The 26,984-nt window shown below is 66.5% G+C and carries 25 protein-coding genes and 1 riboswitch; of the genes, 13 read left to right on the top strand and 12 right to left on the bottom strand.

Annotated elements, in window-relative coordinates:
* From CA2_RS01070 to CA2_RS01040, 7 genes are all read left to right on the top strand, one after another.
* Positions 1 to 650, top strand: a 650-nt coding sequence (locus CA2_RS01070) for a GspE/PulE family protein (RefSeq protein WP_042411680.1), incomplete at its 5' end; no start/stop codon positions are given.
* 191 nt (positions 651 to 841) lie between these two features.
* The gene (locus CA2_RS01065) at positions 842 to 1,330 is read left to right on the top strand and encodes a tripartite tricarboxylate transporter TctB family protein (protein ID WP_042411623.1); all 489 of its coding nucleotides are present in this window, start codon (positions 842 to 844) and stop codon (positions 1,328 to 1,330) included.
* A gap of 22 nt (positions 1,331 to 1,352) precedes the next feature.
* Positions 1,353 to 2,864 (top strand): tripartite tricarboxylate transporter permease, encoded by a 1,512-nt coding sequence (locus tag CA2_RS01060; protein WP_042411619.1) that lies wholly within the window; start codon positions 1,353 to 1,355, stop codon positions 2,862 to 2,864.
* A 118-nt stretch (positions 2,865 to 2,982) separates the two neighbouring features.
* Positions 2,983 to 3,073: riboswitch (cyclic di-GMP riboswitch) on the top strand.
* A 138-nt stretch (positions 3,074 to 3,211) separates the two neighbouring features.
* Positions 3,212 to 4,951: a methyl-accepting chemotaxis protein gene (locus CA2_RS18700; protein WP_042411617.1), complete on the top strand. Its 1,740-nt coding sequence runs from the start codon at positions 3,212 to 3,214 to the stop codon at positions 4,949 to 4,951.
* 123 nt (positions 4,952 to 5,074) lie between these two features.
* The gene (locus CA2_RS01050; RefSeq protein WP_042411615.1) at positions 5,075 to 6,388 is read left to right on the top strand and encodes a DUF3422 family protein; all 1,314 of its coding nucleotides are present in this window, start codon (positions 5,075 to 5,077) and stop codon (positions 6,386 to 6,388) included.
* A 56-nt stretch (positions 6,389 to 6,444) separates the two neighbouring features.
* Positions 6,445 to 7,380, top strand: coding sequence for a DMT family transporter (locus tag CA2_RS01045; RefSeq protein ID WP_042411612.1), 936 nt, complete (start codon positions 6,445 to 6,447; stop codon positions 7,378 to 7,380).
* A 20-nt stretch (positions 7,381 to 7,400) separates the two neighbouring features.
* A complete protein-coding gene (locus CA2_RS01040; protein WP_042411609.1) occupies positions 7,401 to 8,225 on the top strand; it encodes an SDR family oxidoreductase in 825 nt (274 codons plus the stop codon).
* 76 nt (positions 8,226 to 8,301) lie between these two features.
* Here CA2_RS01040 and CA2_RS01035 read toward each other — a convergent pair whose 3' ends face one another.
* Positions 8,302 to 9,213 (bottom strand): DMT family transporter, encoded by a 912-nt coding sequence (locus tag CA2_RS01035; RefSeq protein ID WP_042411606.1) that lies wholly within the window; start codon positions 9,211 to 9,213, stop codon positions 8,302 to 8,304.
* 98 nt (positions 9,214 to 9,311) lie between these two features.
* Between CA2_RS01035 and CA2_RS01030 the strand changes: the two genes are divergently transcribed.
* Together CA2_RS01030 and CA2_RS01025 are read left to right on the top strand one after the other, a co-directional pair.
* Positions 9,312 to 10,304 (top strand): quinone oxidoreductase family protein, encoded by a 993-nt coding sequence (locus tag CA2_RS01030; protein ID WP_042411604.1) that lies wholly within the window; start codon positions 9,312 to 9,314, stop codon positions 10,302 to 10,304.
* Between the two features lie 37 nt (positions 10,305 to 10,341).
* Positions 10,342 to 11,145, top strand: coding sequence for an NUDIX hydrolase (locus CA2_RS01025; protein WP_231907170.1), 804 nt, complete (start codon positions 10,342 to 10,344; stop codon positions 11,143 to 11,145).
* A gap of 70 nt (positions 11,146 to 11,215) precedes the next feature.
* Here the strand turns inward: CA2_RS01025 and CA2_RS01020 are convergent, their stop codons facing one another.
* The 4 genes from CA2_RS01020 to CA2_RS01005 all read right to left on the bottom strand — a co-directional run bounded on the left by CA2_RS01020 (position 11,216) and on the right by CA2_RS01005 (position 17,755).
* Complete coding sequence (locus CA2_RS01020) at positions 11,216 to 12,871, bottom strand: Na/Pi cotransporter family protein (protein WP_042411598.1); 1,656 nt, start codon at positions 12,869 to 12,871, stop codon at positions 11,216 to 11,218.
* Between the two features lie 230 nt (positions 12,872 to 13,101).
* The gene (gene lspA / locus CA2_RS01015) at positions 13,102 to 13,623 is read right to left on the bottom strand and encodes a signal peptidase II (RefSeq protein WP_042411595.1); all 522 of its coding nucleotides are present in this window, start codon (positions 13,621 to 13,623) and stop codon (positions 13,102 to 13,104) included.
* Between the two features lie 139 nt (positions 13,624 to 13,762).
* Positions 13,763 to 16,618 (bottom strand): isoleucine--tRNA ligase, encoded by a 2,856-nt coding sequence (ileS, locus tag CA2_RS01010; protein WP_042411593.1) that lies wholly within the window; start codon positions 16,616 to 16,618, stop codon positions 13,763 to 13,765.
* 102 nt (positions 16,619 to 16,720) lie between these two features.
* Positions 16,721 to 17,755 (bottom strand): bifunctional riboflavin kinase/FAD synthetase, encoded by a 1,035-nt coding sequence (locus CA2_RS01005; protein WP_042411589.1) that lies wholly within the window; start codon positions 17,753 to 17,755, stop codon positions 16,721 to 16,723.
* A 159-nt stretch (positions 17,756 to 17,914) separates the two neighbouring features.
* Here CA2_RS01005 and CA2_RS01000 point away from each other — a divergent pair, with 159 nt between their 5' ends.
* Both CA2_RS01000 and CA2_RS00995 read left to right on the top strand, forming a co-directional pair.
* Positions 17,915 to 18,514, top strand: a complete 600-nt coding sequence (locus CA2_RS01000; protein WP_042411587.1) for an HNH endonuclease — start codon at positions 17,915 to 17,917, stop codon at positions 18,512 to 18,514.
* Positions 18,515 to 18,568: 54 nt separating this feature from the next.
* Entirely contained in the window at positions 18,569 to 19,516 is a 948-nt protein-coding gene (locus CA2_RS00995) for a bestrophin family protein (RefSeq protein WP_042411585.1), read from the top strand.
* Positions 19,517 to 19,601: 85 nt separating this feature from the next.
* Here the strand turns inward: CA2_RS00995 and CA2_RS00990 are convergent, their stop codons facing one another.
* From CA2_RS00990 to CA2_RS00980, 3 genes are all read right to left on the bottom strand, one after another.
* Entirely contained in the window at positions 19,602 to 20,720 is a 1,119-nt protein-coding gene (locus tag CA2_RS00990; protein WP_042411582.1) for an acyl-CoA dehydrogenase family protein, read from the bottom strand.
* A 105-nt stretch (positions 20,721 to 20,825) separates the two neighbouring features.
* Positions 20,826 to 22,007, bottom strand: coding sequence for an acyl-CoA dehydrogenase family protein (locus tag CA2_RS00985; RefSeq protein WP_042411580.1), 1,182 nt, complete (start codon positions 22,005 to 22,007; stop codon positions 20,826 to 20,828).
* 126 nt (positions 22,008 to 22,133) lie between these two features.
* Positions 22,134 to 22,811 (bottom strand): YceH family protein, encoded by a 678-nt coding sequence (locus tag CA2_RS00980; RefSeq protein ID WP_042411577.1) that lies wholly within the window; start codon positions 22,809 to 22,811, stop codon positions 22,134 to 22,136.
* 21 nt (positions 22,812 to 22,832) lie between these two features.
* Here CA2_RS00980 and purN point away from each other — a divergent pair, with 21 nt between their 5' ends.
* Positions 22,833 to 23,414 (top strand): phosphoribosylglycinamide formyltransferase, encoded by a 582-nt coding sequence (gene purN, locus CA2_RS00975; protein ID WP_042411576.1) that lies wholly within the window; start codon positions 22,833 to 22,835, stop codon positions 23,412 to 23,414.
* On the opposite strand, the gene CA2_RS00970 is transcribed toward purN, so the two are convergent.
* Together CA2_RS00970 and CA2_RS00965 are read right to left on the bottom strand one after the other, a co-directional pair.
* Positions 23,415 to 24,053, bottom strand: a complete 639-nt coding sequence (locus CA2_RS00970; protein ID WP_042411573.1) for an FMN-binding negative transcriptional regulator — start codon at positions 24,051 to 24,053, stop codon at positions 23,415 to 23,417. It lies immediately after the preceding gene.
* 25 nt (positions 24,054 to 24,078) lie between these two features.
* Positions 24,079 to 24,378 (bottom strand): DUF1653 domain-containing protein, encoded by a 300-nt coding sequence (locus CA2_RS00965; RefSeq protein ID WP_042411571.1) that lies wholly within the window; start codon positions 24,376 to 24,378, stop codon positions 24,079 to 24,081.
* A gap of 161 nt (positions 24,379 to 24,539) precedes the next feature.
* Here CA2_RS00965 and CA2_RS00960 point away from each other — a divergent pair, with 161 nt between their 5' ends.
* Positions 24,540 to 25,811: an RsmB/NOP family class I SAM-dependent RNA methyltransferase gene (locus tag CA2_RS00960; RefSeq protein WP_042411568.1), complete on the top strand. Its 1,272-nt coding sequence runs from the start codon at positions 24,540 to 24,542 to the stop codon at positions 25,809 to 25,811.
* Between the two features lie 94 nt (positions 25,812 to 25,905).
* Here the strand turns inward: CA2_RS00960 and CA2_RS00955 are convergent, their stop codons facing one another.
* Together CA2_RS00955 and CA2_RS00950 are read right to left on the bottom strand one after the other, a co-directional pair.
* A complete protein-coding gene (locus CA2_RS00955) occupies positions 25,906 to 26,235 on the bottom strand; it encodes a DHCW motif cupin fold protein (protein ID WP_042411565.1) in 330 nt (109 codons plus the stop codon).
* Positions 26,236 to 26,354: 119 nt separating this feature from the next.
* The gene (locus tag CA2_RS00950; RefSeq protein ID WP_042411563.1) at positions 26,355 to 26,846 is read right to left on the bottom strand and encodes a helix-turn-helix domain-containing protein; all 492 of its coding nucleotides are present in this window, start codon (positions 26,844 to 26,846) and stop codon (positions 26,355 to 26,357) included.
* Between the last annotated feature and the right edge of the window lie 138 nt (positions 26,847 to 26,984).

Genomic DNA, 26,984 nt, shown 5'->3' with positions numbered 1-26,984 from the left:
ACCCGATCGAAATGATCGAGCCGGCCTTCAACCAGACCCAGGTGCAGCCGCAACTGGATTTCGGCTTCACCGAAGGGCTGCGGGCGCTGATGCGCCAGGACCCGGACATCATCATGGTCGGGGAGATCCGGGACACGGCCACTGCCGAGATGGCGGTGCAGGCCGCGCTCACCGGGCACCTGGTGTTCTCGACCCTGCACACCAACGACGCCCCCAGCGCCGTGAGCCGCCTGATGGAGCTGGGCGTGCCGCCCTACCTGCTCAACGCCACCTTGCTGGGGGTGCTGGCACAGCGCCTGGTGCGCGTGCTGTGCCCGCTGTGCAAGGAGCCCGACACGCAGACCACGCGCGAGATGGTGGCTGAGATGATGAGCCCCTGGAAGCTCACGGGCGGTTTCCAGCCCTACCAGCCGGTGGGCTGCGAAGCCTGTCGCATGACGGGCTTCAAGGGCCGCATGGGCCTGTACGAACTGCTGCTCAGCAGCGAAGCCCTGCACCAGCACATGAACCACAGTCCATCCATGGATGTGCTGCGGCGCCAGGCCGTGCAGGATGGCATGCGCCCGCTGCGCCTGTCGGGCGCCCTGCGCGTGGCCGAAGGGGTGACCACGCTGGCCGAGGTGATGGCGGCCACGCCCCCCCTGCGCTAGGGGCGGTGCCGGGCTGGTTGTCCGGCCTTGCGGAACGTGCCCGGAGAGGTTGTGGAATAGGGATAAACGCGTAGAAAAGTGCTTGATTCTGCAGGCAAAAAAACGCGTGCTGTAGGTGGAATCCACATGAATTCACCTTCACTTTCCTTACAGAATCCACCGGTCGTAAATCCTCTCATGGGAGACGTTTCGTGAAAATCAAGAGTCACAAAGACTTTTTCGCCGGGCTGATGTATTTGGTGGTCGGTGGTGCCTTCGCCATCGGTGCGACCGATTACAACATCGGCACCGGTGCCCGCATGGGCCCTGGCTACTTTCCGCTGATCCTGGGCGTGATGCTGTCCCTGATCGGCCTGGTCATCGCGTTCAAGGCCACGTTGTCTGGCCCTGGCGACGGAGACCCGGTGGGCAAGTGGGCCTGGCGCCAAGTCTTCTTCATCCTGGCCGCCAACTTTGCCTTCGGCATTTTGCTGGTGGGCGTGCCTGCCCTGGGCATTCCCGGCTTCGGTCTGATCGTGGCGATCTACGCCCTGGTCCTGATCGCCAGCTATGCCCGCAAGGAAGCCAACTTCAAGGAATGCTTGATCTTGGCAACGGTGCTGGCCGTGGGCAGCTACGCGGTGTTCGTCTGGGCACTGAGCCTGCAGTTCCCCGTGTGGCCTTCCTTCATCGTTGGTTAATTGCCAGCAGGAGATTTGAATCGTGGAATTGATTGAACACCTGTCATTGGGCTTCAGCGTTGCCTTCACAGCGCAGAACCTGATCTACTGCCTGATCGGCTGTATCTTGGGTACGCTGATCGGCATCTTGCCCGGCCTGGGTCCCGTCGCAACGATCGCGATGCTGCTGCCCGCAACCTATTCGCTGCCTCCCGTGGCTGCGTTGATCATGCTGGCCGGTATTTACTATGGTGCACAGTATGGCGGCTCGACCACTGCGATCCTGGTGAACCTGCCGGGTGAATCCTCGTCCGTGGTGACGATGATCGACGGCTACCAGATGGCCCGCAAGGGCCGTGCCGGTCCGGCGCTGGCGGCTGCGGGCATCGGCTCGTTCTTCGCCGGTTGCGTGGGCACTATCATCTTGGCTGCCTTTGCCCCCCCACTGACCGAAGTGGCCTTCATGTTTGGCCCTGCCGAGTACTTCTCGCTGATGGTGCTGGGCCTGATCGGCGCCGTGGTGCTGGCTTCGGGTTCGCTGCTGAAGGCTGTGGGCATGATCGTGCTGGGCCTGCTGCTGGGCATGGTCGGTACCGACGTGAACTCCGGTGTGGCGCGTTACAGCTTCGACATCCCCGAAATGACCGACGGCATCGACTTCGTCGTGATCGCCATGGGTGTGTTCGGTTATGGCGAAATCATTGCCAATCTGTCCAAGCCTGAAGACGAGCGTGAAATCTTTACGGCCAAGGTCAAGGGTCTGATGCCCACCAAGCAAGACCTGAAGCTGATGTTCCCTGCCATGGTGCGCGGTACGGTCCTGGGTTCGGCCCTGGGCATCCTGCCCGGCGGTGGCGCCATGCTGTCGGCCTTCGCTTCGTACACCATCGAAAAGAAGACCAAGCTGCGTCCTGGCGAAGTGCCCTTCGGCCAAGGCAACATCCGTGGCGTGACGGCACCTGAGTCGGCCAACAACGCCGGCTCGCAGACCTCGTTCATTCCCCTGCTGACCCTGGGTATTCCCCCCAACGCCGTGATTGCGCTGATGGTGGGTGCGATGACCATCCACAACATCCAGCCTGGTCCCCAGGTGATGACCAGCAACCCCGAACTGTTCTGGGGCCTGATCGCTTCGATGTGGCTGGGTAACGCGATGCTGATCATCTTGAACCTGCCGATGATCGGCATGTGGATCAAGCTGCTGTCCGTGCCTTACCGCTGGCTGTTCCCCGCCATCGTGCTGTTCTGCGCGGTGGGCGTGTACGGCACCAAGAACTCCGAGTTCGACGTGTGGTTGGTGGGTATCTTCGGTTTCATCGGCTATGTGTTCTACAAGCTGGGCACCGAGCCTGCACCCCTGCTGCTGGGCTTCATCCTGGGCCCGATGATGGAAGAAAACCTGCGCCGCGCTCTGCAGCTGTCGCGTGGTGACTGGTCCGTGTTCGTGACCCGCCCCATCTCGGCCGTGATGCTGGCGCTGGCGGTGATCCTGCTGATCATCGTGACGCTGCCCGCGGTGAAGAACAAGCGCGAAGAAGCCTTCGTGGAAGAGTGACACACACCCTGTGTGTGTCCCTTCAAAAAGCGCCCTGCGGGGCGCTTTTTTTTATCCCAGATGGCCATGCCGGTATTGCTGGCTGCACTGTTTGTAAAAAATAGTTACGGAATAATCGGCGCTCCGAGGGCTCACCTGTGTGAAAACCAGGGTCGCAAAGCTACGGGCCTGCCGCGCAGTCGCTGCGCAACGGTCGCCGGGCTGCAAACACTCCGATGGATGGGCGCGCCCATCCCGCACCACATGGTTGCCAACAGCTGCAAGGGCTGTCTGGCGCGGTGAGCGCTTGGTTCCACGCTGCAAGGTCCCCATGTGGGCGGACCGCCGGAACAAGAGAAGCCAAAACTATGAATTTGAACAACGTGCGTGTGGCCCCCAAGCTCTGGGCCACCATCCTGGGTTTGCTGGTCGTGATGATGCTGTCCAACCTATGGGTGCGCAGCAATACCGAACAGGCCCTGGAGCAGGCAAGCACAGACGTGCAGCAGATCGAGCGCAAGATTGCGCTGGCCCAGCACATGCGCGGCGCGGCCATGACCGGGCTGGAGCTGGGCATCGCGCAGTTCGCCACCAACGAAAACCGCTTGCAGATCGAGCTGGAAAAGCGCTTCGAGCAACGGCGGGTGGCGGCGACCGAAGCCTTGCAGGCCATGGAGGCCGCCCTGCACGATGACGCCGACCGGGCGCAATTCGCGCGCGTCCTGCAGGCGCGCGACGCGGTGCAGACCCGGCGTGCCGAGACCGAGCAGAACCTGGACCTGGACGACTACAACGCCCGTGCCAATTTCGCCTTCGGGGACTATGCCGCCATGGGCGTGAAGTACTCGCAGGCGTTCGATGAGTTCGTGCAGTACCAGATTGACCAGCTGGACGTGGTCACGCAGCGTGCCGAGGCCCGCCGCCAGCGCAGCGTCATGGTCGGCTGGGGCGTGGCCGGCCTGTTGCTGCTGGTCGCGGTGGTGATGGCGCGCTGGCTGGTGGTGAATATCACACGCCCGTTGCAGCAGGCCGTGCAACTGACCGCCACCATCGGTGGCGGGGATCTGAACGTGGCGGCCAAGACCGATCGGCGCGACGAGTTTGGCCACCTGATGAATGCCCTGGACGCGATGGCCGAGCGCCTGCGCCAGGTGGTGTCCGAAGTGCGCAGCGGCGTGGGCGAGGTGTCCGACGCCGCGGCGGAAATCGCCAAGGGCAATGCAGACCTGTCGACCCGCACCGAGCAGACCGCGGCCAACCTGGAGCAGACCGCCGCCAGCATCGAGCAGCTGACGGCCACGGTGCACCAGTCGGCCGACACCTCGCGCCAGGCCAACCAGCTGGCGGCCACGGCGGTGCAGGCCGCCGAGCGCGGCGGTGCGGTGGTGCAGCAGGTGGTGCACAGCATGGACCAGATCCATGCCTCCAGCCGCAAGATCGGTGACATCATCGGCGTCATCGATGGCATCGCCTTCCAGACCAACATCCTGGCGCTGAACGCCGCCGTCGAAGCCGCGCGTGCCGGTGAGCAGGGCCGTGGTTTTGCCGTGGTGGCCGGCGAGGTGCGCACCCTGGCGCAGCGCAGCGCCGAGGCGGCCAAGGAAATCAAGGGCCTGATCGAAGCCAGCGTAGGCACGGTGGCGGTGGGCGCGGACCAGGTGGGGCAGGCCGGCCAGAGCATGCAGGAGATCGTGGCCAGCGTGCGCCGTGTGACGGACCTGATTGGCGAGATCACGGCCGCCGCGAACGAACAGCGTGACGGCTTTGGCCAGGTCAACCAGGCGGTGAGCAACCTGGACCAGATGACGCAGCAGAACGCCGCCCTGGTGGAGGAATCCAGCGCCGCGGCCAAGGCCATGCACGAGCAGGCCCAGCGGCTGATGCAGACCATGGCGGTCTTCCAGGTCGGGGCTTCGACCGCGGCGGTGCAGGCCATGACCGCACCTCCGGCCACGTCCACACCGGTGCCCCAGGTGGTCGCGCGTGCGCCCGTGGCGACCGCTCCCACCGTTCGTGCGCCGGCCGCGCCCAAGGTCGTGGTGGCACCGCGCGCGGTGGCGTCGGCCAAGCCAGCCGCCAGCCCGGACGACGACTGGGAAACCTTCTGACGCTGCAGCCCCGTGCGCGGCCCGCAGGGCGCCCCGCGATGCGGGGCTACTTGGTTTGCGCCGTCGCACGCCTGGGGAAAGCCCCACAATAAGCGCTTGTTTGCTGCTGCCCCGCACCGTTTCATGCCTGTTCTGCCCCAGCCTTCCCAACACCCCTTGCGTGCCTTGCTGCACAACGAAGTGCATGCCCGCCCGGCAGAGCCGGTGCAAGGCCCCGCTGCGATTGCGCACCTGGTGATGCTGACCGATCCCGCCCAGCGCGAGGCCAGCCGTGCCCACCTGGCGACCCTGATGCACAACCACCACCGCACCGGGCCGGATGCCGATTGCACCCACCTGCGCATGGATTTCGGTGCGTTCCGCCTGCGCTGGGAGCTGCACACCGAGTTCGTCACTTGGACCTTCATGGTGCCCATGCCGACCGAGGCGGTGCTGAATGCCCGCAGCCCCCAGACGGCGATGGAAGAGGTGCCCCAGCAGTGGCTCAAGGACCTGCCGGGCCAGTGCCTGAGCAGCGTGCACCTGTGGATCGTGAAGGACCCGCAGTGCGAGGGCCAGGGCATCAAACACCTGGTGCAGCAGATGCTCAATGACGACACCCTGGCCGGTGCCACGGTGCACCTGGGCCATACCGAGGTGTGCACGGACTTTGCCATCCACGCCGATGGCTACTCGCGCATCCTGGTCAAGCCCTCGGACAGCGTCAGCGCCCGCCGCCTGGGGCGGCTGGTGCAGCGCGTGCTGGAGATCGAGACCTACCGCATGGCGGCGCTGCTGGGCCTGCCCGCCGCGCGCAAGGCGGCGGTGGTGCTGGGCACGGTGGAAAGGGAACTGGCCGATCTGGCCAAGGCCATCCGCGAGGCGCGGCGCGACGAGGAGCCCCTGTTGCTGGACCGGCTGACGCGCTTGGCCGGTGAGGTAGAGAGTGAATACGCCGCCACGCACTCGCGCTTTTCGGCCAGCAAGGCCTATTTCGAGCTGGTGGACCGCCGCATCCACGACCTGCAGGAAGAGCGCCTGTCGGGCCTGTTGACCATCCGTGAATTCATGGAACGCCGCCTGTCGCCCGCGCGCAGCACCTGCGAGTGGGCCTCGCGCCGCCAGAACGCGCTGTCCGAACGTGTCTCGCGCGTCAGCAACCTGCTGCGCACGCGCGTGGAGATCGAGCAGCAGCAAAGCAACCAGCTGGTGCTGGAGGCCATGAACCACCGCCAGGGCATGCAGCTGAAGCTGCAGTCCACGGTGGAGGGGCTGTCGGTCGCCGCCATCACCTACTACATCACCGGCCTGATCGCCTACCTGAGCAAGGGCGCGCAGAAGCTGGGCTGGCCGCTGTCGCCCGAGCTGACGGCTGCCGCCGCCATCCCCGTGGTGGCGCTCAGCGTGTGGTGGTCGCTGCGCCGGTTGCACCATCGCCTGTTCGGCGACAAGCATTGAAATTGCATAAAACAGTAGCGCCTGGCGCTGATGTTCATTGGTTTTGAAGGTTTAAAGTGTCTGAAAGTGTTGATTCGCCAGCGCAAGGCGCTCAAAAAGGCGTAGCGCTGGGGCTGACGCTGGCCTTGCTGGGGGCGATTGCCTTCAGCGGCAAGGCCATCATCGTCAAGCTGGCCTACCGCTACGGGGTGGATGCCGTCACGCTGCTGATGTACCGCATGCTGTTTGCGCTGCCGGTGTTCCTGCTCATGGCCTGGTGGGCCGGCCGCGGCCAGCCGCCGCTGACGCGCAAGGACTGGCTGGGCGTGCTGGGCCTGGGCTTCTCGGGCTACTACCTGGCCAGCTACCTGGACTTTGCCGGGCTGGCCTACATCACGGCGGCGCTGGAGCGGTTGATCCTGTACCTCAACCCAACGCTGGTGGTGATCTTCGGCTGGGTGGTCTACCAGCGCGGCATCACCTGGGGCCAGTGCGCGGGCATGCTGCTGAGCTACTGCGGCGTGCTGCTGGTCTTCGGCCACGAAGTCGGCGCCCAGGGCACCGATGTCGTGCTGGGCAGCCTGCTGGTGCTGGGCAGCGCCATCAGCTACGCCATCTACATGGTCTACAGCGGTGAGATGGTCAAGCGCCTGGGCTCGCTGCGGCTGGTCGGGCTGGCGTCCAGCGTGGCGTGTTGCTTTTGCATCGCGCAGTTCCTGCTGACCCACCCGCTGTCGGCCATGCAGGTCGCGCCGCAGGTGCTGTGGCTGTCGCTGCTCAATTCCACGGCCTGCACCGTGGCCCCGGTGCTGATGGTGATGATGGCCATCGAGCGCATCGGCGCCGGCATGACGGCGCAGACCGGCATGATCGGCCCGCTGTCCACCATCCTGATGGGCGTGTGGCTGCTGGACGAACAGCTCAACGCCTGGATGGTGGCCGGCACCAGCCTGGTGATGGTGGGGATTTTTGTGTTCACGCGCTGGGCCAAGAAGCCCGGCATGACGAAGTAAAACGCGAAGGAGCAAACAACATGGATTTGGGCATTCAAGGCAAATGGGCCCTGGTGTGCGGGGCCAGCAAGGGCCTGGGTTTTGGCTGCGCCAAGGCCCTGGTGCAGGAAGGCGTGCACGTGGTCATCAACGCGCGCACCGACGGCCCGCTGCAGGAGGCTGCTGCACAATTGAGAGCGATCAGCGCAGAGCGTGCAAAGGCCAGCGGCCAACCAGCCGCCCAAGTGCTGGCCGTGGCCTGCGACATCACCAGCGCCGAAGGGCGCGCGGCCGTGTTCAGCGTGGCCGGTGGCCCGGGCCGGGATGTCGACATCCTGGTGACGAATGCCGGCGGCCCGCCCCCCGGTGACTTCCGCGACTGGGACCGCGACGCCTGGATCAAGGCCGTGGACGCCAACATGCTGACCCCCATCGAGCTGATCAAGGCCACGGTGGACGGCATGGCCGCGCGCGGTTTTGGCCGCATCGTCAACATCACTTCCAGCGCGGTCAAGGCGCCCATCGACATCCTGGGCCTGTCCAACGGCGCGCGCAGCGGCCTGACCGGTTTCGTCGCGGGCCTGGCGCGCTCGGGCATCGCCGCCCAGGGCGTGACCATCAACAGCATCCTGCCCGGCAAGTTCGACACCGACCGCCTGGCCGCCACCCACCAGGCTGCGGCCACCAAGACCGGCAAGGACCTGGCGGCCATCCGCCAGGCGCAGGCCGCGCAGATTCCGGCCAAGCGCTTTGGCACGGCCGAGGAGTTCGGCGCCATCTGCGCCTTCCTGTGCAGCGTGCAGGCGGGCTACATGACGGGGCAGAACATCCTGCCCGACGGCGGCCTGTACCCCGGCACCTACTGAGCCGGCACTACGCCCCCCAAACAAAAAGCAGCCCGTGGGCTGCTTTTTTTGTGCGCAGGGCCGGGGCGGCCACGGGCTAGCGGCGCGAGGACACCACGATGCCGCCCACGATCAGCACGAAAGCCAGCGCGTGGTAGAGCTGCGGCACCTCGCCCAGCACGGGGATGGACAGCAGGGCCGTGAACAGCGGAATCAGGTTGGCAAAAAAGCCGGCGGTGGCCGGTCCGGCGCGCTTGACCCCCTCGCCCCAGAAGCGGTAGGCCAGGATGGCCGGCCCCAGCACGATGAACAGCATGGCCGCGGCCAGCGTGGCGTTGGGCTGCAGCACGAAGCCGCCCAGGGCCACTTCGCCGCCGGTCAGCACGGCCGACCATGCGATGCCGAAGACCATCTGCGCCATCAGGAACGCCGCCCAGTTGCCACGCACCGCCTCCTGGCCGGGCATGGTCGCGCTGCTGCGTGCCAGCAGCCAGCTGTAGAGCGACCAGACGATGGTGGCCAGCAGCATGAACCAGTCCCCGGGCACCAGCTGCAGGGCCAGCAGCTGCTGGGCATCGCCGCGGCTCAGCACCACGGCCACCCCCAGCACCGACAGCACGGCACCGGCCGCCTGGCGGCCACCGATCGTCGTGCCGAACCACAGGCGGCCGATGAGCAGCATCCAGATTGGCATGCTGGAGCTGACCAGGGTGACGTTGATCGGCGAGGAGGTCTTGAGCGCCAGGTACAGCAGGGCGTTGTAGCTGCCGATGCCCAGCATGCCCAGCAGGGCGTACTGCTTCCAGCACTGCCAGATGGCACTGTTCTTGCGTAGCACCTGGCCAGCCAGCGGCAGCAACAGCACAAAGGCCAGGCACCAGCGCAGCAGGTTCAAGGTGAAGGGGGATATCAGGTCATGGACCAGGCGACCAACAATGGCATTGCCCGCCCAGAACAGCGGAGCCAGGGTCAGCATGGCCACCGTGCTGAATGTCAATGGGGAACTCATCAACGAATGGTAGCGCGCATGTGTCACAAACCTGGGTCCCGGACGTGGCACGATGGGTGTCTTGCCCGCATGCATACAGACACAGGAGACACCACCGCATGACCACCGCAACCAGCAAAGCCATCCAGATCACCCACCACGGCGGCCCCGACGTGCTGCAACTGGTGCAGCGCGACGTGGGCCAGCCCGGCGCCGGTGACATCCTGCTGCGCCACCATGCCATCGGCCTGAATTTCATCGATGTCTACCAGCGCTCCGGCCTGTACGCGCTGCCCCTGCCGCTGCAGCTGGGCATGGAAGGCGCAGGCGTGGTGGAGGCCGTGGGTGACGGGGTGACCCATCTCCAAGTCGGAGACCGCGTGGTCTACGCCAGCAACCCGCCCGGCAGCTACTGCGAGCGCCGCGTGATGCCGGCTGCCCAGGTCTGCCGGCTGCCCGACAGCATCAGCTTCGAGACCGGCGCCGCCATGATGCTCAAGGGACTGACAGCGCAGTACCTGCTCAAGCAGTGCCTGCCCGCCCAGGGCCTGCAGCCCGGTGACCATGTGCTGTTCCATGCCGCCGCCGGCGGCGTGGGCCTGATCGCCTGCCAGTGGGCCCGGGCCCTGGGCCTGCAGCTGATCGCCACGGCAGGATCTGATGAAAAATGCCAGTTGGCCCTTGCCAATGGTGCGTCGCATGCTATCAATTACCGCAGCCAGGACTTTGCCGCCGAGGTGCAGTCCATCACCGGGGGCCAGGGTGTCAAGGTGGTCTACGACAGCGTTGGCAAGGACACCTGGGAAGGTTCGCTGGCCTGCCTGCGCCGCTTCGGCCTGATGGTCTCCTTCGGCAACGCCTCGGGCCCGGTGCCGCCCATCAGCCTGGCGGCGCTGGCGCCCAAGGGCCTGTACGTGACACGTCCCAGCGTGTTTGTCTACGCCCATGGCCGCGATGCCACACAGGCCATGGCGGACGACTTGTTCGAGGTGGTGGCCAGCGGTAAGGTGCAGATTCACATAGCGCAGCGTTACGCCCTCGAAGAAGTGCGCGCGGCGCACGAGGCGCTGGAAGCCCGGCAGACCACGGGGTCGACGATCCTGACCCTGTAAGGCGCCGGCGCCCTTGGTAGTTCCACGAGGAGAGATGATGAATTGGTTGGAAAAGCTCCGCGACGAGGCCCAGCGCCCGCCAGCACAACCGCGCATGCCACTGCTGTGGAACGGACAGGTCATCGGCACGGTGGCCCAGGGTTTTCTGGATACGGTCGGGGTGGATTGCCTGCTGGGCCAGCGCATCGTGATCTCCCAGAAGAAGACCCCCGGCCTGGGGGAGGTCTGGAGCGTGACCGCCCCCGACGCCAGCTTCGGCCTGAACGCGCTGGCGCACCGCCTGCGCGAGACCGGACTCAGCGGCCCCTGGCGCGATGAGCAGATCGCCGTCTGCACGCCCCAGGGTCAGCGCGTGGCCACGGTGGAGCGCGGGGCCGTGCGCGTGCTGGGCGTGGCCACACACGCCGTGCACCTGGTGGGCCTGGCGCCCGATGGACACATGTGGGTGCAGCAGCGCAGCGACCACAAGCCGAATCACCCCGGCAAGTGGGACACGCTGATGGGTGGCATGGTGGCGGCCACCGACACCCTGGAGCAGGCCCTGGCCCGCGAAACCCTGGAGGAAGCCGGCCTGGACGTGGCGCAGCTGCTGCACGTGCAGCACGGCGGTCAGGTGCAGCTGGCCTGCCCCAGTGACGAGGTGCCCGGCGGCGTGGCTTACATGCGCGAGCGCATCGACTGGTTCAGCGCCACGGTGCCGGCCGGTCTGCAGCCCGTCAACCAGGATGGCGAGGTGCAGCAGTTCCAGTGCATCGACCGTGCCACCCTGATGGAGTGGCTGGTGCAGGGGCAGTTCACGCCCGAGGCCAGCCTGGTCCTGGCGCAGTACCTGCAGCTGTGAGCCGCAGCGTGCATGGCCCACAAAAAAGCCGCTGAGACAGCGGCTTTTTTCATGGCGGCAGGGGGCCGGCTCAGTGCGGGGTGCCGACCGGCTCGCGCAGGCGGCTGGGGGCCAGGGCGCCGGTCGATTCCAGGATCGGGTAGGCCACCGAGCACAGCAGCGAGTTGATGCGCTTGAGGTCGCTGATCAGGTCAATGTGCAGCGAGCTGGTCTCGATGCTCTGCACCGTGTTTTCCGACAGGCGGTCCAGGTGGTTGGCCGAGTAGGCCAGCTCCAGATCGCGGAAGCGCGCCTTTTCCTCGAGCAGCTTCTGCGCGTCGCGCACATTGCCGTTCAGGAAGACGCTCATCGCTAGGCGCAGGTTGGCCAGCAGGTGGCCGTGCATGCGGTTGATCTCTTCCAGGCCGGCCTGCGAGAACTGGCGCCCCTTCTTGATCTTCTTGTCCTCCACGTCTTGCAGCACGCGCTCGATCAGGTCGCCCACCTGCTCCATGTTGATGGTGAAGCTGATGATGTCGGTCCAGCGGCGGCCTTCGGTTTCGTCCAGCTCGGCGCGGGAGATCTTGGTCATGTAGTACTTGATGGCCGAGTACAACTGGTCGACCTCGTCGTCCAGCTTGCGCAGGTCCTGGGCCAGCTTCTGGTCATCGGTCTGCCAGACCTGCTGCAGGCCGATCAGCATGGACTCCACCACGTCGGCCTGGTGCAGGGCTTCGCGCGCGGCGCAAGAGATGGCCAGCGAGGGCGTGCTCAGCGCCGAGGCATCCAGGTGGTGCGGGCGCGAGGTCGAGGGCGAAGGCACCTGCACGGGCAGGATCTTCTGCACCAGCCAGGCCACCTTGCCGGTCAGCAAGATGCACACCAGCGCCACCACGGTGTTGAAGGCCAGGTGGAACAGCACCACCAGCGAACCCACATCGGGCACGACATGGCGCATGTGGTGGAACCAGGGGTTGACCAGGGGGATCATCAGCACCACGCCGATCATCTTGAACATCAGGTTGCCCAGCGGCACCTGGCGCGTCTGCACGCTGGTCTTCAGCGTGGTCAGCACCGCCAGCAGACCGCTGCCCAGGTTGGCGCCGATGACCAGGCCCAGGGCCACATCCACGGGGATGCCGCCCGAGGCGGCCAGGGTGGCCACCAGCAGCACGGTGGCCAGGCTGGAGTAGGAAATGATGGCGATCAGGGCGCCGGTCAGCACCTCCATGGTGATGTCGCTGGTCAGGGCCTCCAGCAGCGTCACCATCACCGGGCTTTGCGTGAGCACGGTGGTCGATTCGGTGATCAGGCGCAGCGCCAGCAGCATCAGCCCCAGGCCGATGAACACCCGGCCCACACGCCCCACGGTGGTGTCCTGGCGCGAGATGAACATCACCACGCCGACAAAGATGAACAGCGGCGACAGCCACGACAGGTCCAGCGAGAACACCACCGCCATCACGCTGGTGCCCACGTCGGCGCCCAGCATCACCGCCAGTGCGGCCGTCAGCGACACCATGCCCTGGCCCACGAAGGAGGACACGATCAGCGCCGTGGCCGTGCTGGACTGGACAATCGTCGTCACCCCCACCCCCGACAGCACGGCGCGCAGCCGGTTGCTGACCCCGCGGGCAATGAATTGGCGCAGATTGGCACCGAAGACGCGCAGAACGCCGGTGCGAACCAGTTGGGTGCCCCAGACCAGCAGGGCAATGGCGGCTAAAAGATTCAGTAAATGCTTCATGGGTGCTCGACAAGGGAGCTTGGGACTATACGCCGCAGTCATGCAGCCGCGTGCCAGACAGACTCAATAACGCACGGCAGGGTGCGATTTGTATACAGGGTTTAGCACTAGGCATGCAAAAAGCAGGCCGTGGCCTGCTGGAGGTAGTCCGGCGAATGCCTCGGGCCAGTGTGCGAACTCATAAAAAAAGCCCGCTGCAGCAGCGGGCTGGGTCCGGGGCGGGAGTGCGCTCAAGCGGAGCGCCGGGCGCGGCGGCTGCGCAGGACTTCGTCCAGCACCAGGCAGGCGGCGCCGGTGCAGATGGCGATGTCGGCCACGTTGAATGCCGGGTAGTGCCAGCCGCCCCAGTGGAAGTCCAGGAAGTCGACCACATAGCCGTGCATCAGGCGGTCGACCACGTTGCCGATGGCGCCGCCCAGGATGCTGGCGATGGCGAAGCAGAAGAACTTCTGCTCCGGGTGCTTGCGCAGCTGCCAGACGATGAGCAGCGTGGCGATCACGCCGATGCCCACGAACAGCCAGCGCTGCCAGCCGCCATGCTCGGCCAGGAAGGAGAAGGCCGCGCCGGTGTTGTGCGCGCGCACGATGTTGAAGAAGCCGGTGATGGGCGTCCAGTCACCGTAGGCGTAGAAGCTCAGGATCCACTGCTTGGTGAACTGGTCGATGCCGATCAACAGGGTGGCCCACAGCAGCCAGGGCCAGTACGCCGGCTTGCGGGTGGCGCCGTGGGGGAGGGAGGCCGAGGAGCTCATGGCATGCCTTTGAACGAGGTGCTTGAAAATCAATAGCTGCTAGCGTATGTTTTTTCTTGGTTTCGCAATGAAAATATTGTGAAATCAAGTGAACACCAGCGCGAGGCGCTCTCATTATTCATGAGAGCGCCTGCGCGCCTCAGGCCTTGCTGCGCGCTTCACCTGCGCCGTGCAGGTTGCTGTCGCAGCGGCCGCAGAGGGTGGGGTGCTCGGGGTTCACGCCCACGTCGTCGCGGTAGTGCCAGCAGCGCTCGCACTTGGCGTGTTCGCTGGCCTTGACGCTGGTGCTCAGTGCCTCACCGGCGACCGCCTGTGCGGCGGAGGTGATGAAGACGAACTTCAGGTCGTCGCCCAGCGATTGCAGCAGGGCCAGGTCCTCGGGCTCGGCCGTCAGCGTGACTTCGGCCTGCAGCGAGGCGCCGACGGCGCCGGTGGCGCGCACGTCCTCGATGTCCTTGTTCACCACGTCGCGGATCTCGCGCAGGCGCTGCCACTTGGCCAGCAGCGCTTCGTCGCCGGCCGGCAGGTCGGTGAACTTCTCCAGGAAGATGGATTCGCTGGAGCCAAAGATCTTCCAGGCTTCTTCGGCCGTGAACGACAGGAAGGGCGCCATCCAGCGCAGCAGCGCGTGCGTGATCTGGTGCAGCGCGGTCTGGGCCGAGCGGCGGGCCAGGCTCTTGGGCGCGCTGGTGTACAGGCGGTCCTTGAGCACGTCCAGGTAGAAGCCGCCCAGGTCTTCGGAGCAAAACAGCTGGATCTTGGCGACCACGGGGTGGAACTCGTAGACCTTGTAGTGCGCCAGGATGTCCTGTTGCAGCTCGGCCGCACGCGCCAGCGCGTACTGGTCGATCTCCAGCAGGTCCTGGTAGGCCACGCTGTCGGTCGCGGCATCGAAGTCGCTGGTGTTGGCCAGCAGGAAGCGCAGCGTGTTGCGGATGCGGCGGTAGGCGTCCACCACGCGGGCCAGGATCTTGTCGTCGATGCCCAGGTCGCCCGAGTAGTCGGTCGAGGCCACCCACAGTCGGATGATTTCCGCGCCCATCTTGCTGGACACGTCCTGTGGCGCCACGGTGTTGCCCAGCGACTTGGACATCTTCTTGCCCTGGCCGTCCACGGTGAAACCGTGGGTCAGCAGGCCGCGGTAGGGCGCGCGGCCAAAGATGGCCGAGGCCAGCAGCAGCGAGCTGTGGAACCAGCCGCGGTGCTGGTCGTGGCCTTCCAGGTACAGGTCGGCCTCGGGGCCATGGTCGTGGTGGTGCTCGGGGTGGGTGCCGCGCAGCACGTGCCAGAAGGTGGAGCCGGAGTCGAACCAGACTTCCAGGATGTCGGTGCTCTTGGTGTAGTGCTGGGCCTCTTCCGCACCCAAGATTTCCTCAGCGGTCACGCGGCTCCAGGCCTCGATGCCGCCTTGCTCGATCATGGCTGCGGCCTGGTCGATGATTTCCATGGTGCGGGGGTGCAGCGCGCCCGTGTCCACATGCAGGAAGAAGGGGATGGGCACGCCCCAGGAACGCTGGCGCGAGATGCACCAGTCGGGACGGCCGGCGATCATGGCGCGCAGGCGGTCCTGGCCGTTCTCGGGGTAGAAACTGGTCTGTTCGATGGCTTCCAGCGCGATCTGGCGCAGCGTCTTCTCGGGCTTTTGTGCGGGGTCGGTGAAGACGCCTTCGCCTTCGTCCATGCGGATGAACCACTGTGCGGCCGCACGGTAGATGACAGGCGTCTTGTGGCGCCAGCAGTGCGGGTAGCTGTGGGTCAGGCCGGTGGTGTCCATCAGGCGGCCCGCGACCTTGAGTGCGTCGAGGATGACGGGCACGGCCTTCCAGATGTGCTGGCCGCCGAACAGCGGCAGATCGGCCGCGTACACGCCGTTGCCGGTCACGGGGTTCAGGATGTCCTTGTAGTCCATGCCGTTGGACACGCAGCTGTTGAAGTCGTCCACGCCATAGGCCGGGGCCGAGTGCACGATGCCGGTGCCGTCGTCGGCGGTGGCGTAGTCGGCCAGGTACACGGGCGAGATGCGGTCAAAGCCCTTGTCCACGTGCGCCAGCGGGTGCTTGAAGGGCATGTGGTCCAGCGCTTGGCCCTGGGCGGTGGCGACCACGCTGCCGGCGATCTTCCAGCGCTCCAGGCACTTGGTGACCAGGGCGGAGGCGACGATCAGCAGGCCGCGCTCGGTGTCCACCAGGCTGTATTCCAGCTCGGGGTTGACGTTCAGCGCCTGGTTGGCGGGGATGGTCCAGGCGGTGGTGGTCCAGATCACCACAAAGGCTTCTTTGTTCAGCGCAGGCAGGCCAAAGGCCGCCGCCAGCTTGGCCGGATCGGCCGCGGGGAACATCACGTCCAGCGTCTGCGACTGCTTGTCGGCGTATTCGATCTCGAACTCGGCCAGCGAGGAGGCGCAGTCAAAGCACCAGTACACGGGCTTGAGGCCGCGGTAGACAAAGCCCCGCTCCATCACCTGCTTCAAGGCGCGCAGCTCGGCGGCCTCGTTGGCGTAGTTCATGGTCTTGTAGGGGTGGTCCCAGTCGCCCAGCACGCCCAGGCGCTTGAAGTCCTCCATCTGCTGCGCGATCTGCTCGGTGGCGAAGGCGCGGCTCTTGGCCTGCATCTCGTCGCGTGGCAGGTTGCGGCCGTGCAGCTTTTCGATGGCGTTCTCGATGGGCAGGCCGTGGCAGTCCCAGCCGGGCGCGTACAGCGCGTCATAGCCTTCCAGCTGGCGGCTCTTGACGATCATGTCCTTGAGCACCTTGTTCACGGCGTGGCCGATGTGGATCTTGCCGTTGGCGTAGGGCGGGCCATCGTGCAGGATGAACTTGGGCGCGCCCGCGCGGGCCACGCGCAGCTTCTTGTACACGCCTTGCTCGTCCCATTCCTTGGCCCAGGCGGGCTCGCGCTTGGGCAGGTCGCCGCGCATCGGGAAGGGGGTGTCGGGCATGTTCAGCGTGGCGCGGTAGGCGGACGCTTCGGGCTTGTGGGCTTTGGAATCAGACATGGGGGAACCTTGAGGGCGTGCCAGGCTGGCTGCAGCCGGGCGAAAAAAGCAGGGGAAGAGCGCCGGGCGCGATGCCGGCGCCCGAGCTGACGGGAGCGAGCGTCAAATTCGGTCGCGCGTGGTCTGGCGACGGGTTTCGGTATACGTGGCGAAGAACGCGCGCGCGTCGTCGCAGTCATGGGCGATGCCTGCGGTCAGGGCGGCCAGACTGTCGTATTTGAGCTCGTCGTGCAGTTTGTGCAAAAGTTCCACGCGGATGATTTTACCGTAGGCCCCTTCGCCACCCAGGGCGGCAGGCCAATCCAGGCAGTGCGTCTCCAGCAGCACGCGGCCGCCGTTGACGTCGTTGGGGTCCAGCGAGGGGCGGATGCCCAGGTTGGCCACGCCGCGCAGCGGCTGCGCATCCAGGCCATGCACCAGCACGGCAAAGATGCCGCTGGCGGCCGGTTTCCAGTGGTTGAAGCGCAGGTTCAGCGTGCGAAAGCCGTCGCTGGCGCCGGGCGCCGACTCGGCCAGCTGCCGCCCCAGCTTGCGGCCGTGCACCACATGGCCGGAGATGGTGTAGGGGTGGCCCAGCATCTGCGCGGCGGCGGCCATGTCGCCGGCCGCCAGGGCGGCGCGCACCGTGGTGCTGGACACGCGTTCGCCATGCACCTCGTAGCTGTTCATGCGCGCCACGTCAAAGCCCTGCCGCTGCCCGGCCGCATCCAGCATGGCGTAGTCGCCGGCGCGCTGGGCGCCGAAGCGGAAGTCGTCGCCCACCAGGATGTACTGCGCCCCCAGGCCTTGCACCAGTACGTCCTGGATGAAGGCCTCGGGCGACTGGCTGGCCAGGGCTGCGTTGAAGGGCAGCACGACCACCTGGTCGACGCCGCACAGCTTGAGCTGCGAGAGCTTGTCGCGCAGCGTGCCCACGCGCGCCGGGGCCAGCTCGGGCTTCTTGAATTTCTCCGCGAAGAAGTCGCGCGGGTGAGGTTCGAACGTCAGCACGCAGGTGGGGATGCAACGCTGCGCCGCCTCGGCCGACAGCAGGGCCAGCATGGCCTGGTGGCCGCGGTGCACACCGTCAAAATTGCCAATCGTGACGGCACATTCTGGCGCCAGTCCAGGGTGCTTGAATCCTCGGAAAATTTTCATCTGTCGCTTTGTTTTTTATAGCTGACACGGCCTGCAGCCCCGCGTGGTTGGTGGCTGTTTGTCACCGAAAGCAAGTATATTGCGCTTCAGAAGGACGGCGAAGTTGGCCCGACTGTGGGCGACGGCGGGCGTTCGCAGTGGTCTGCAAGGAGGCTGAACGTGAGAGTCTTGATGCTGTCCGCCCATGGTTTGCCACAGTCATGGCTCACGCTGGAAGAGGCGGTGCTGTACTACGCCGCCGACGATGTGCGCTGGACCCTGGGGCACCCGGTGGCGCTGTTCCGTGGCGGCCACAACGCCGTGACGGGCCTGCAGTCGGTGATTGAAGTGCACAGCATCATCGGCACCCGTGGGGTGCCGCGCATCAATCCGCACGCACTCACGCCGGGACTTACCAACACCAAGCTGTTCGCCCGCGACCGCAATGTCTGCGCCTACTGCGGCAAGCTGTACGACGCCGCGCACCTGACGCGCGAACACATCGTGCCGGTGTGCCAGCAGGGCCGGGACCACTGGATGAATCTGGTCACGGCGTGTAAATCCTGCAACCACCGCAAGGGCCCGCGCACGCCCGAGCAGGCACGCATGCCGCTGCTGTATGCCCCCTACGTGCCCAGCATCTGGGAGGACTTCATCCTGCGCAACCGGCGCATCCTGGCCGACCAGATGGAATTCCTGCGCATGCACGTGCCCAAGTCCTCGCGGCTGGCGCAGGGCGATGACCATGTGTCTGAGTTTGAAAACTGCACCCAGGCCTGAAAATCGGCCATGGCTTATGGTGAAATCTAGGGTTTACCCTTAATCTGGTTTGCCATGATCGTTCGCGAGCGCCCCACCGGGCTGTCCCTGTTCCTCACTTTGCGGGGGTCGGTGCTGCAGCGCATCCGCTGGAAACTGTGTCTGAACATACTGCTGGCGGTGCTGGTCACCCTGGCGCATGGCTACCTGTTCGACATCAAGATCACGGTCACGCCCATCCCCTTCACCCTGATTGGTCTGCCGCTGGCCATCTTTCTGGGCTTTCGCAACAACACCGCTTACGACCGCTACTGGGAAGGCCGCAAGCTCTGGGGCGATCTGAACATCCGCGCCCGGACCCTGGCGCGCCAGTGCCTGAGTCTGATCGACAGCCCCCAGGTGCTGGACCCACGCAACCGCGATGGCGATGTGCGTGTGCGCATGGTGCACCGGGCGATTGCCCATGCCCACGCCCTGCGCGAGCAGCTGCGCGACCATGTGGACGACCGCTCGGTGGAGCGCTGGCTGACCACCGCCGACTGGGAGAAGGTGCGCGGGCTGCCGCTGGCGCACCGCGGCGATGCCATCGTCCAGGCCAATGCCCACGACCTGGCGCAGTGCATCCGTGCCGGGCAGATCGACCCCTGCATGGCCACCAAGCTGGACGAGACCCTGACCCAGATGACCTTTGCCGCCGCCTCGTGCGAGCGCCTGCGGCACACGCCCATGCCGTTTTCCTACTCCTTGCTGGTGCACCGCACGGCGCACCTGTACTGTTTCCTGCTGCCCTTTGGGCTGGTGGACATCACGGGGTTCATGACCCCGTTTGTGGTCACCATCGTGGCCTACACCTTTTTCGGCCTGGACGCCCTGGGGGACGAGCTGGAAGAGCCCTTCGGCACCGACAACAACGACCTGCCACTGGACGCCCTGTGCCGCGGCATGGAGATGAACCTGCTGCAGCTGTTGGGCGACACCGACATTCCGGCCCCCACCCAGCCAGTGGACTACCGCTTGACCTGAGCCAGCGCCGGGGCCACGCGCCACACGCACAGACCACAAAAAAGCCCCGCACTGCGGGGCTTTTTGACTCGGGGATGCCGTGCACTCAGTGGTCGACCACGCCGGCGGTGGCCTGCATGCGCGCCGCCACCTCGCCCAGGTGGTGCAGGCTGTCGCCGTAGGTCATCTCCAGCTGGGTCAGTTTCTTGAACTGGTGGCTGACGATGTACTCGTCCGTCACACCGATGCCGCCGTGCAGCTGCACCGCCTGCTGGCCGACGTAGCGCATGGACTGGCCCAGCTGCACGCGGGCGCGGGCGATGGCGCGGCGGCGCTGCTCGGCGGGCTGGTCCAGCTGCAGGCTGGCGTAATAGCTCATGGAGCGGGCCAGCTCCAGCTGCATCTTCATGTCGGCCAGGCGGTGGCGCAGCGCCTGGAAACTGGCAATCGCCACACCGAACTGCTTGCGCTGGTTCAGGTAGTCGGCGGTGATGGCCAGCACCTGGTCCATCACGCCCACGGCCTCGGCACAGACCGCGGCGCTGCCCGTGTCCACGGCCAGCTCCAGCGCGGCCAGGCCTTCGGTGGTGACCAGGGTGGCCGGGCTGCGCTTGGCCTCCAGCTCGGCGGCCCGGCTGCCGTCTTGGGTGAGGTAGCCCCGCGTGCGGACACCGGGGGCCGCGCGCTCCAGCAGGAACAGGGCGATCTGGCCGTCCAGCACCGCAGGCACCAGGAAGGCGTCGGCCTGGTCGCCGGCGGGGACTATGCTTTTGTGAGCTGTCAGCGCATATCCATCGGGCGTTAGCGCCGCTTTGGATTCACATTGATCTAGGCGGTAGCGGGCGCGGCGTTCCTGGTGGGCCAGGACCACCAGGGCCTCGCCCGCGGCCACGCGCGGCAGCCAGTCGGCCTGCACCGCAGCGGGGGCGTGCTGGGCCAGGACCTTGGCGGTGATGAAGCTCTGGGCCAGGGGCTCCAGCACCATGCCGCGGCCCATTTCCTCCATCACCACCATGGCGTCCACGGCGCCCAGGCCCAGGCCACCGTGGGCCTCGGGCACGTTGAGGGCGGTCAGGCCCAGCTCGGCCAGGGCGTCCCAGGCCTCGCGGCGAAAGCCGCCGGCGGCCACGGCGGCGCGCCGGTGCTCGAAGGTGTAGGCCTTGTCCACCCAGCGGCGGGCGGCATCGCGCAGTTGCTGCTGGTCGTCAGAAAAATCGAAATCCATACCTGTCTCCTGTGGCTGGGCGGCGGGTTGGCGCCGCAGCGCCCAGCGAAGCTCAATCGGGAGCCCCCTGCCGAAGGGGGCGTGAAGCGGTGGCGCCGTGCGGCATCAGCCCAACAAGGTCTGCGCCACGATGTTGCGCTGCACTTCGTTGGAGCCGCCGTAGATGGTGGTCTTGCGCATATTGAAATAGGTGCCGGCCAGGGGCGCATTGCCCACGGTGCCGCCGGGGAAGTCGCCCTGCCAGCCGGCGTGCATGGCCTCTTCGATGAAGGGCAGGCTGTAGGGTCCGGCGGCCAGCATCATCAGCTCTGCGTAGCGCTGCTGGATTTCGCTGCCCTTGATTTTCAGCAGGCCCGCAATGTCCAGCGGGTTCTTGCCGCTCTTTTCGGCCGACAGCACGCGCAGCACCAGCATTTCCAGCGCCACGATGTCCACCTCCAGCAGGGCGATCTGGTCGCGAAAGCGGTGGTCCTCCCACACGCCTTCCTGCTTGGCGATGCGCTTGAGGCGCTCCAGCTCGCGCTTGGAGCGGTTCACGTCGGCGATGTTGGTGCGCTCGTGCGCCAGCAGGTGCTTGGCATAGGTCCAGCCCTTGTTCTCTTCGCCGATCAGCTGGTCGGCGGGCACCTTCACGTTGTCGAAGAAGACTTCGTTGACCTCGCACTCCCCGTCCAGCAGCTTGATCGGGCGCACGGTCACGCCGGGGCTCTTCATGTCGATCAGCAGGAAGCTGATGCCGGTCTGGGGCTTGCCCTCGTTGCTGGTGCGCACCAGGTTGAAGATCCAGTCGCCGTGCTGGCCCAGCGTGGTCCAGGTTTTCTGGCCGTTGACCAGGTAGTGGTCGCCGTGGCGCTCGGCGCGCGTCTTCAGGCTGGCCAGGTCGGAGCCGGAGCCCGGCTCGGAATAGCCCTGGCTCCACCAGACCTCGCCGCTGGCGATGCCGGGCAGAAAGCGCTTTTGCTGCTCGGGCGTGCCATAGGCCATGATCACGGGCGCCACCATCACCGGGCCGAAGGGCAGGATGGCCGGCGCGCCGGCGCGAGCCAGCTCCTCGGCGAACAGGTGCTTTTGCACCGCACCCCAGCCGGGGCCGCCAAATTCCTGGGGCCAGCCATAGGCCAGCCAGCCCTTCTTGCCCAGGATCTTGGCCCAGCCCTGGATGTCGTCACGCTCCAGGCGCAGGCCGTTGCGCACCTTGGCGGCCAGGGTGGGGTCGAGGTGCTGATTGATCCAGGCGCGGACTTCTTCGCGGAAGGCCTGTTCTTCGGGCGTGTATGCCAAATCCATGTGGCGGTCTCCTTGGTAAGCCAGGCGGGACCAGGGCCCGCCGTTCACCAAAGAGCTTGCCTGCGACCACCGGGCCCCGGCAACAGGGGGAACGCGCAAAGTTGTCGCGTCGGTGTCTGTGTTCCGCTAAACGGAATCGCCCAATGCTGCGCACAGGCGTTGCACCTGGGCTTCCAGGGCGGCGACGCGGGCTTCCAGCGCTTCCAGGCGCTGCGCCTCGGCGCCGGTAAGCGCTGTGGCGCTGCTGCCACTGCCACTTGCACTGGCGGAGGGCAGGGGCAGCACGGGTGCGCCGCACAGCAGGTGGGCCCAGCGCGCCTCGCGCGCGCCCGGGGCCTTGGGCAGCAGCTGTACCAGGGCCCCGCCCTTGTCCGCGCTGCGGTCCTGCAGCTCTTCCAGGAAGGCCTCGACCGAGCCGGTGTCGGCAAAGCGGTGCCAGCGCTCGGCATTGGTGCGCAGCTCGGCCGCGGTCTGCGGGCCGCGCAGCATCAGCAGGCCCAGCAGGGCGCTGGCCTGGCTGGGCACACCCAGCACACGCTCGAAGTTGTGCTCCCAGCGCATGGCGCGCTGGCCGCTGACCTCAATCACCAGGTGGCGGTCGCGCAGCGCGTCCAGCGTGGCCAGGATTTCGGCGTCGCTGAGCTGCATCACCGGCTCGCGGCTGGTTTTCTGGTTGCAGCCGCTGGCCAGGCTGTTGAGGGTCAGCGGATAGCTGTCCGGAACGGTGCGGGCCTTTTCCATCAAGGTGGCAAGCACACGCGCTTCAGTCGGGGACAGGGGCAGGTTCTGATGGTCGAAGGTCATGGCTGGGATAATTGCGGCGCAATGAAAAACATCGTGATTTTGATCTCGGGCGGCGGGTCCAATATGGCTGCCATTGTGAAGGCGGCCAAGCAGCAGGATTGGGAACGCCGTTATGGCGCCCGCGTGGCCGCCGTGGTCAGCAACAAGGCCGACGCGAAGGGCCTGGTCTTTGCCCGGGAACAGGGGATTGCCACCGAGGTGCTGGATCACCGGGAGTTTGCCAGCCGCGAGGACTTCGACACCGCACTGGCTCAGCGCATCGACCCCTACCAGCCCGCCGTGGTGGTGTTGGCCGGCTTCATGCGCATCCTGACGCCCGGCTTCGTGCAGCATTTCGCCGGCCGCATGGTCAACATCCATCCCTCGCTGCTGCCGGCCTTCACCGGCTTGCACACCCACCAGCGGGCCATCGATGCCGGCTGCAAGTTTGCGGGCTGCACCGTGCATGGCGTGACGGCCGAGCTGGACGTGGGCCCCATCCTGGACCAGGCCGTGGTGCCCGTGCTGCCCGACGACACGGCCGAGACCCTGGCCGCGCGCGTGCTCACGCAGGAGCACATCATCTACCCCCGCGCCGTGGCCGCCTTGCTGCAACAACGCTGATCAATCGCCCTGCATGGCCGCTCCCAGCGCAGGGTGGCCTGCGGCGGCGACCGATGTGGCTGCCGCATGCCGGTCTTCGGCACTGCGGTTCTGGCTGAGCTTGAACTTGGCTTGCAGGCATGTGATGGCGATTTCAATGCCGACGATGTGCGCGAGCTGCCTTTCCAGGTAGTCGGGCGGGGCATCCTTGATTTTCCAGGCGCCTGCCGCGTGGGGCACAACGCCTTGTGTGCGCGCCTCGTGCGTGCGGGTCAGCTTGCCCACGGCGCCCAGCACCCATTTCCGGTCGTCGTGCAACTGCAGGCGGCCATGCACATGCACCACGCGGTAATTCCAGGTGGGCACCTGCTGGTGCGTCGCGTGCTTGCTGGGATACCAGTTCGGCGAGATGTACGCCTGCTCCGCCTGAAAAATGACAAGCACGTCAACACCATCGTGCAGTTGCTCCAGCAGCGGGTTGGCGCGCGCCACATGGCCGATCAGGCGTGCAGGCGCAGCCTCCGGGGTTTCCAGTTCCCACGGCAGATGGTTGGCGTCCAGACCCCCGGCATGCTGGTGTACCAGCGCACCCAGGGGGTGTTGGCGAATCAGGTCGTAAGCATCGGCGGTGCTGGCCGCGAAATGGGCAGGCAGGTACATGGCAGGCGCGCAAGCAAAACGCCCATCATGCCGCCGGCATGGGGGTGGTGGGGCTGTGCGTCAGGTCCGTGTCAGTGCCAGCCCCGGCGGGCGGCAGCCGGGTGAAGCGCGGCTGGGCCACGCCGTCGATCACCACGGTCTCCTGGAACATGGCCGCCGGGCGCACCCACAGGCCGCGCTCGCCGTACAGGGCGCGGTACAGCGTCAGCGGCTCCAGCGTCTCGCTGTGGCGCACGGTGTCGATCACCTCGTACAGCATGCCCTTGTAGTGGCGGTACAGGCCGGGCGGGGTGGTGATCAGCGGGGGCAGGTGTTCGGAAGCCATGGAGCAGTATCAAAAGTGGAGCTGTCAGCGCAGGTGGGTATTGGGCTGCAGGCCTAAAAGGCCTTAAGCCCCTGGGCGCCCAGCCACGCCAGCCCGGATGGTGCCACGCCGCAGCAGCCAGCGCAGCACCGGGATTTGGTGGCAATGGGACAATACGGGCTATGCATCCCAAAGCCCTCCTCGACGCTTGCGCCGAACTGGTCAAGCTGACCCTCCAATTCCAACACCCTGCCGACGCCGTGGTGTCCCGCTATTTCCGCGACCACCGCAACCTGGGGCCGCGCGAGCGCGCCACCCTGGCCGAAACCGCGTACACCGTGCTGCGCAAGAAGACCTTGTTTGAATCGCTGGCCCGTTCGGGCAGCGGCCCCAAGGAGCGCCGCCTCGCCATTTTGGGCTTCCACGCCCCGCGCAATTTCCTCAAGGCCGCGCTGAGCGAGCAGGAAGCCAAGTGGCTGGACCAGTGCGACGCCGTCCGGCCCGAAGAGCTGCTGCCCCAGCACCGCCACAACCTGCCGCAGTGGATGGCCGATGCCCTGCAGGCCCAGGTGGGCGACCAGTTCGAGGCCCTGGCCGCCAGCATGCTGGAGCCCGCGCCGCTGGACCTGCGCGTCAACGCCCTGCATGCCAAGCGCGAAGCCGTGCAAAAGGAGCTGGCGGCCGCCGGCATCCAGGCCGTCGCCACGCCGTACTCGCCCTGGGGCCTGCGCGTCGAAGACAAGCCCGCGCTGACCAAGCTGGACGCCTTCAAGGAAGGCCGTCTGGAAGTGCAGGACGAAGGCTCGCAACTGCTGGCCCTGCTGCTGGACGCCAAGCGTGGCGAGATGGTGGTGGACTTCTGCGCCGGTGCCGGTGGCAAGACCCTGGCGATCGGCGCGCAGATGCGCAACACCGGGCGCCTGTACGCCTTCGACGTGTCCGCCCACCGCCTGGAGGCGCTCAAGCCGCGCCTAGCGCGCAGCGGCCTGTCCAACGTGCACCCCGCCGCCCTGGCGCACGAGCGCGACGAGCGCGTCAAGCGCCTGGCCGGCAAGATCGACCGCGTGCTGGTGGATGCGCCCTGCTCGGGCCTGGGCACGCTGCGCCGCAACCCCGATCTGAAGTGGCGCCAGGACGAGCAGGCCGTGCACGAGCTGACCGAAAAGCAGCAGTCCATCCTGAGCAGCGCCGCGCGCATGGTGAAGTCGGGCGGCCGTCTGGTCTATGCCACCTGCTCGGTGCTGCCCGAAGAGAACGAACGGATTGCCGAAGCCTTCCAGCAGGCGCACCCCGACTTCGTGCCGCTGGATGCGGGCCAGACCCTGGAGCAGCTGAAGGTGGAACACGCCGCCAGCCTGTGTGCCGGCGGCGAGAGCGGCACCCGCTATGTGCGCCTGTGGCCGCACAGCCACCAGACCGACGGTTTCTTCGCCGCCGTCTGGGAACGCAAGTAAATCCGCGCAGGGCCAGGCCCCGGCACGGTCCCGCAGGCGCTGGGCTCGATCGTCGTGCCCGCGCCGGCCGCCCGGGCCTGGCGCCCCGGTTGCCTCAATCCACGATGAACAGCTTGGCCCCGGTGGTGGTGGACGAGCGGTGCGGTTCCGCATGGTCGGCCACCTGGTAGCTGGTGCCAGGCGTCAGCGTGAAGCGGCGGCCATCCTCCAGCTCGGTGTGCAGCTCGCCCTCCAGGCACAGCAGGATGTGGCCCTTGACGCACCAGTGGTCGGCCACATAGCCGGGCGTGTACTCGACCATGCGCACGCGCAGGTCGCCAAACTGCTGGGTGCGCCAGTAGGCGGTGCCGTGCTCGCCCGGGTGTTCGGTCGGCGGGATGCGCGACCAGTCGGTCGTGCCAAAGGGGATGGCGCTGATGTGCATGCCAGAAACTCCGGAAGGCGCCGCGTGCGGCGACGGGGGTGGTCAGGCTGCCAGCTTATCGGCCTGGCACTGTCCTGGGCCTAGCCCTTGGGTATGCGGGCCATCGCCTGGGGGCGCATTCAGAGCGGGCGACCCAGGCGCTTTTCCACCTGCCGCTTTTCCCAGCCCACCCCCAGAAACGGCAGCCAGCCAAAAATGGCAGCGGCATGCGCCAGGATGCCGATGCCCCAGCCCAGGGCGGGCCAGTAGAACCACAGCCGGTGCGGCGTCGTCAGCAGGTTGATGGCGCACAGCGCCGCGATCACCACCACGTACTGCGCCAGATGGAGGTAAAAGCCCTTGAGCTTGCGCACCTCCAGCAAGGCCAGCTGTTCCTGCTGGCTGGCACTGGGTGTGTGGCTGGGGGACGAGGTCGGGGTGTCGGGCATGGCGGGCTCACTGGACAGGGTGGAAAAGTCGATCTCGAAGACCGACGCCAGTGACTTCAAGGATTCCGTGCTGGCCGCGCTGCCGTTCTCGATGCGCTGGATGGTGCGCACGCTCAGGCCGCTGAGTTCGGCCAGCTGTTGTTGGGACCAGCCGCGTTGCAGCCTAAGTTTCTGTACCTGCATGGGGATTCCTTTTCATCACGTCCTGTGAGCATGCCGGCCCGCCAGGCACAGCGCCACGCCAGCAGGGCGACACGGGCACGACACCGGGGTGACAGCCGCGCTGTCGGGCCTGTCAGGTCGCTGGCGCCACGGGCGCAC

The organism is Comamonas aquatica NBRC 14918, assembly GCF_000739875.1.
GTDB classification, from domain to species: Bacteria; Pseudomonadota; Gammaproteobacteria; order Burkholderiales; family Burkholderiaceae_C; genus Comamonas; species Comamonas aquatica.
This window is presented reverse-complemented; position numbering and strand designations above follow the sequence as displayed.

Bases quoted from the DNA above. Each gene is read 5' to 3' on its own strand.
- CA2_RS18700 (WP_042411617.1), top strand. From the start codon at position 3,212: ATGAATTTGAACAACGTGCGTGTGGCCCCCAAGCTCTGGGCCACCATC.
- CA2_RS01050 (WP_042411615.1), top strand. From the start codon at position 5,075: ATGCCTGTTCTGCCCCAGCCTTCCCAACACCCCTTGCGTGCCTTGCTG.
- CA2_RS01040 (WP_042411609.1), top strand. From the start codon at position 7,401: ATGGATTTGGGCATTCAAGGCAAATGGGCCCTGGTGTGCGGGGCCAGC.
- CA2_RS01035 (WP_042411606.1), bottom strand. From the start codon at position 9,213: ATGAGTTCCCCATTGACATTCAGCACGGTGGCCATGCTGACCCTGGCT.
- CA2_RS01030 (WP_042411604.1), top strand. From the start codon at position 9,312: ATGACCACCGCAACCAGCAAAGCCATCCAGATCACCCACCACGGCGGC.
- CA2_RS01025 (WP_231907170.1), top strand. From the start codon at position 10,342: ATGAATTGGTTGGAAAAGCTCCGCGACGAGGCCCAGCGCCCGCCAGCA.
- CA2_RS01020 (WP_042411598.1), bottom strand. From the start codon at position 12,871: ATGAAGCATTTACTGAATCTTTTAGCCGCCATTGCCCTGCTGGTCTGG.
- lspA (WP_042411595.1), bottom strand. From the start codon at position 13,623: ATGAGCTCCTCGGCCTCCCTCCCCCACGGCGCCACCCGCAAGCCGGCG.
- ileS (WP_042411593.1), bottom strand. From the start codon at position 16,618: ATGTCTGATTCCAAAGCCCACAAGCCCGAAGCGTCCGCCTACCGCGCC.
- CA2_RS01005 (WP_042411589.1), bottom strand. From the start codon at position 17,755: ATGAAAATTTTCCGAGGATTCAAGCACCCTGGACTGGCGCCAGAATGT.
- CA2_RS00995 (WP_042411585.1), top strand. From the start codon at position 18,569: ATGATCGTTCGCGAGCGCCCCACCGGGCTGTCCCTGTTCCTCACTTTG.
- CA2_RS00990 (WP_042411582.1), bottom strand. From the start codon at position 20,720: ATGGATTTCGATTTTTCTGACGACCAGCAGCAACTGCGCGATGCCGCC.
- CA2_RS00985 (WP_042411580.1), bottom strand. From the start codon at position 22,007: ATGGATTTGGCATACACGCCCGAAGAACAGGCCTTCCGCGAAGAAGTC.
- CA2_RS00980 (WP_042411577.1), bottom strand. From the start codon at position 22,811: ATGACCTTCGACCATCAGAACCTGCCCCTGTCCCCGACTGAAGCGCGT.
- purN (WP_042411576.1), top strand. From the start codon at position 22,833: ATGAAAAACATCGTGATTTTGATCTCGGGCGGCGGGTCCAATATGGCT.
- CA2_RS00970 (WP_042411573.1), bottom strand. From the start codon at position 24,053: ATGTACCTGCCTGCCCATTTCGCGGCCAGCACCGCCGATGCTTACGAC.
- CA2_RS00965 (WP_042411571.1), bottom strand. From the start codon at position 24,378: ATGGCTTCCGAACACCTGCCCCCGCTGATCACCACCCCGCCCGGCCTG.
- CA2_RS00960 (WP_042411568.1), top strand. From the start codon at position 24,540: ATGCATCCCAAAGCCCTCCTCGACGCTTGCGCCGAACTGGTCAAGCTG.
- CA2_RS00955 (WP_042411565.1), bottom strand. From the start codon at position 26,235: ATGCACATCAGCGCCATCCCCTTTGGCACGACCGACTGGTCGCGCATC.
- CA2_RS00950 (WP_042411563.1), bottom strand. From the start codon at position 26,846: ATGCAGGTACAGAAACTTAGGCTGCAACGCGGCTGGTCCCAACAACAG.